The sequence below is a fragment of the Frankia sp. CcMO1 genome, assembly GCF_977945845.1.
Genome location: NZ_CDWTMG010000346.1, coordinates 1 through 3738, shown reverse-complemented (window position 1 = coordinate 3738; position 3738 = coordinate 1). Strand labels below are relative to the sequence as shown.

Below are 3738 nucleotides of genomic sequence, written 5' to 3'. Positions count from 1 at the left end.
CCCCGCGCGGGTGAGTCGGGAGACGGACCGTCTTAGACCGAATCATCCGGGCACCGGGGGTGACCTCTCCGCGCCGGTTACGACGGCCGGCGATGGAGGCGGCGCCACCGGTGGTCGCCCCACGGGACGACCGTCAACCAGCACCGGTGCGCACCCGAGGCACCGGTCTCGCGCAGGAGGAGCCACCGAGCTGTGAGCCGCCGTCTGGGTGCCCGTTCCACGTCAGCCACACCCGCCGTCGGCGGGGCGTCCGCCGCCCCGGAGCCGGGCCACGACGCCGGTCGACAGTCCACCTTCAGGCGGCGTATGGCCTCCCGCCGGATCGGTGCCGCGATCCTGGCCTCGGTGGTCGGGTCCGCTGGCCTGGCAAGCTGCGCTTCCGGCAACGACGCGCTGACGAACCTCGCCCGGACCACGACCAACAGCGTCTCGAGCGCCGTCGGCAGCATCACGCTGCGCAACGTCTATGTAGCAGGCCCGCTGTCCCGGGGAGACTCCGCACAGATCGTCTCGGCGTTCTTCAACGCGGGCACCGAGCCTGACACCATCATCGGCGTGTCCTCCCCCCTCGCGGCGGGCGGCAAGGTACCGAGCCCCGCCGAGCTGCCACCCGGTTCCGGAAAGATCTTCATTGCCGACGGCTCCGCGCCGACCCTGCAGAACGTCCAGAAGAACCTGTTGATCGGGTCCCAGGTGCCCGTCACCATCACCTTCGCCAAGGCCGGCAGTATCACCCTGGACGTTCCGGTGGAGCAGCCCGCACCCGGCGCCTCGGCGGCGCCGGGTGCGGTTACCGGGACCCCGGGGGCAGGGCAGGAGCCCGCCTCGCCGTCGGCCGGCGCCACCACCGCGGGCTGACCCACCGCCTGCCGATCCGCCCAGCGGGATCCGGCCGGGTATCCCCATTCGCGGGTACCCGACGCCCGGGGACCCATTCCGCGCGCCGCTGTCACCGACATGTCGGACCAGCGGACTAACGTTGCGTCCATGGCATCCACTCGCCCGTCGGCCGGCGGTCGCCCGTCGAGCCGTGCGGCCTCAGGCGGGTTCCGGTGTAACAGCTGCGGCTCGGAGTCCGTGCGGTGGGCGGGACGATGCTCGCGCTGCCAGGAGTGGGGCACGCTGGAGGCGCAGGCCCCCGCCCCACGCCGCGGGGCCGGCCTGGTCGCGGGGGGTCGCTCCGCCTCGTCCGCCGCAGTGACGGCACCGGCTCTGCCGGTCATGTCCGTCGACGTGACCGCGACGAGGCGTCGCCCGACCGGGATAGACGAGCTCGACCGCGTGCTGGGCGGCGGCCTCGTTCCCGGCGCTGTGATCCTGCTCGCCGGGGAACCGGGGGTCGGCAAGTCCACCCTGTTGCTGGAGGTCGCGGCCCGCAGCGCCGCCGCCGGTGCCCGCGCGCTGGTCGTCACCGGGGAGGAGTCCGCGGCGCAGGTCAGGCTGCGGGCGGGTCGGACGGGTGCGCTGCACGAGGACCTGTGGATCGCCGCCGAGACGGACCTCGGCGCCGTCCTGCGTCACGTCGAGGAGGTCTCACCCGCCCTGCTGGTGGTCGATTCGGTGCAGACCATCTCCGCGGCCGGGGTAGACGGAGCCGCGGGCGGGGTCACCCAGGTCCGTGAGGTCACCGCGGCCCTGATCCGGACGGCCAAGGCGCTGGGACTCGTGACGGTGCTTGTCGGCCATGTCACGAAGGATGGTCTGGTCGCCGGACCGCGCCTCCTGGAACATCTGGTCGACGTGGTGCTGCATTTCGAGGGCGAGCGGCACTCCGCACTGCGCCTGGTCCGCGCGGGCAAGAATCGGTATGGACCGGCCGACGAGGTCGGCTGTTTCGAGATGGACGATTCCGGTATCCATGGCATCGCCGACCCGAGCGGGCTGTTCCTGTCCCGGTCCGGCGGCGCGGGGCTGGAGGCGGTGCCGGGAACCTGTGTCACCGTAACAGTCGAGGGCCGACGGCCACTCGTCGCCGAGGTTCAGGCTCTGGTGGCGGAGACCTCGGCGCAGATCCCCCGGCGCGCCGTGTCCGGGCTCGATCCGGCCCGGGTGGCGATGATTCTCGCCGTGGTCGAGCGCCGGGCGAAGGTGCGCTTCGGCCGGGCCGACGTGTACGCCGCGACCGTCGGCGGGGTTCGGTTGGCCGAGCCCGCAGCGGACCTCGCGACGGCCTTGGCGATCGTCAGCGCGGCCAGAGACCGTCCGTTGCCGGCCGATCTCGTCGCTGTCGGCGAGGTCGGCCTGGCCGGGGAGGTCCGCGCGGTGGGCTCGGTACGCCAACGGCTCGCCGCCGCGGCCCGGCTCGGCTTTCGCCGGGCGCTCGTTCCGGCGGACCCCGGCCCGGCTCCGGACGGCATGAAAGTCACCGAGGTACCCGACCTGATCGGCGCGATCGGCAAAATGCATGAAACGTAGAAAGTGTGTATTTTTCTAACCATATCGGTACTTCACGATGAGGCGGACCCCACCGGCTCCCGTCGCCCCGATAGCATCGCGACATCGCGACAGTGGTAAAGGGAGACGGTGGGGGAAGCCGAGGAGTTGAGGGAGCCTGATGGCAGGACCACCCGGAGACGACATCTTCCGGGCGACACTGGCCGCGGTCGCGCCCGGAACCCCCTTTCGCGACGGCCTGGAACGCATCCTGCGCGGGCACACCGGCGCACTGATCGTCCTCGGCCACGACAAGGTCGTCGAGGGTCTGTGCACCGGTGGCTTCGAGCTCGACGTGGAGTTCTCGGCAACCCGGCTGCGCGAGCTGGCCAAGATGGACGGCGCGATCGTGCTGTCGTCCGACCTGCAACGCATCGTCCGCGCGGCGGTGCATCTGGTACCGGATCCAACGGTCCCGACAGAGGAGTCCGGCACGCGGCACCGGACCGCCGAGCGGGTCGCCAGGCAGGCCGAGTTCCCCGTCATCTCGGTCAGCCAGTCGATGCACATCATCGCACTGTACGTCGCCGGGCGGCGGTACGTGCTGGACGGCTCGGCCGCCATCCTGTCCCGGGCGAACCAGGCCCTGGCCACCCTCGAGCCTTACAAGCTGCGGCTTGACGAGGTCGCGGGCACCCTGTCCGCACTGGAGATCGAGGACCTCGTCACGGTCCGCGACGCGATTTCGGTGAGCCAGCGGCTGGAGATGGTGCGCCGCATAGCCGACGAGATCGAAGGCTACGTCGTCGAGCTCGGCACCGACGGCCGGCTGCTGTCCCTGCAGCTCGAGGAGCTGATGGCCGGAGTCGAGACCGAGCGTGAACTCACCGTCCGCGACTATCTGCCGATCGGGTCGAAGGCGGGGACGGCCGCGCAGGTCCTGGGCGAGCTGTCCGCGATGTCTCCGACCAACCTGCTCGACCTCACCGTCCTCGCCAGGGTGATCGGATTCTCCGGCGGGGCGGACATCCTGGACCGGCAGATCAGTCCGCGCGGTTACCGCATGCTGGCGAAGGTGCCACGGCTGCCACGGATGGTGGTCGACCGGCTCGTCGATCATTTCGGCACCCTGCAGAAACTGCTCGCCGCCGGGGTTGACGATCTGCAGGCCGTCGACGGCGTCGGGGAGACCCGCGCCCGAGCGGTCCGCGAGGGCCTCTCCCGGCTCGCCGAGTCGAGCATTCTCGAACGCTACGTGTAGTAACGCTGCGTACGGTAGTGCTAGGGCCTGTTTGGGAAGTACGTCCCGGGGTTGGTCGTGGATCTGATGGGGATTTTCGGATTGCATGCTCCGTTGTGTGGTGC

The 3738-nt window shown here is 70.8% G+C and carries 3 protein-coding genes; all 3 read left to right on the top strand.

Going from position 1 to position 3738, the window contains the following annotated elements; genetic code table 11:
* The first annotated feature begins 192 nt into the window (after nucleotides 1-192).
* The 3 genes from AC08OU_RS23525 to disA all read left to right on the top strand — a co-directional run bounded on the left by AC08OU_RS23525 (nucleotide 193) and on the right by disA (nucleotide 3634).
* Nucleotides 193-858, top strand: a complete 666-nt coding sequence (locus tag AC08OU_RS23525) for a copper chaperone PCu(A)C domain-containing protein (RefSeq protein ID WP_476602295.1) — start codon at nucleotides 193-195, stop codon at nucleotides 856-858.
* A gap of 99 nt (nucleotides 859-957) precedes the next feature.
* The gene (gene radA / locus AC08OU_RS23520) at nucleotides 958-2415 is read left to right on the top strand and encodes a DNA repair protein RadA (protein WP_462185932.1); all 1458 of its coding nucleotides are present in this window, start codon (nucleotides 958-960) and stop codon (nucleotides 2413-2415) included.
* A 139-nt stretch (nucleotides 2416-2554) separates the two neighbouring features.
* Complete coding sequence (gene disA, locus AC08OU_RS23515; protein WP_476605834.1) at nucleotides 2555-3634, top strand: DNA integrity scanning diadenylate cyclase DisA; 1080 nt, start codon at nucleotides 2555-2557, stop codon at nucleotides 3632-3634.
* Nucleotides 3635-3738 lie beyond the last annotated feature (104 nt).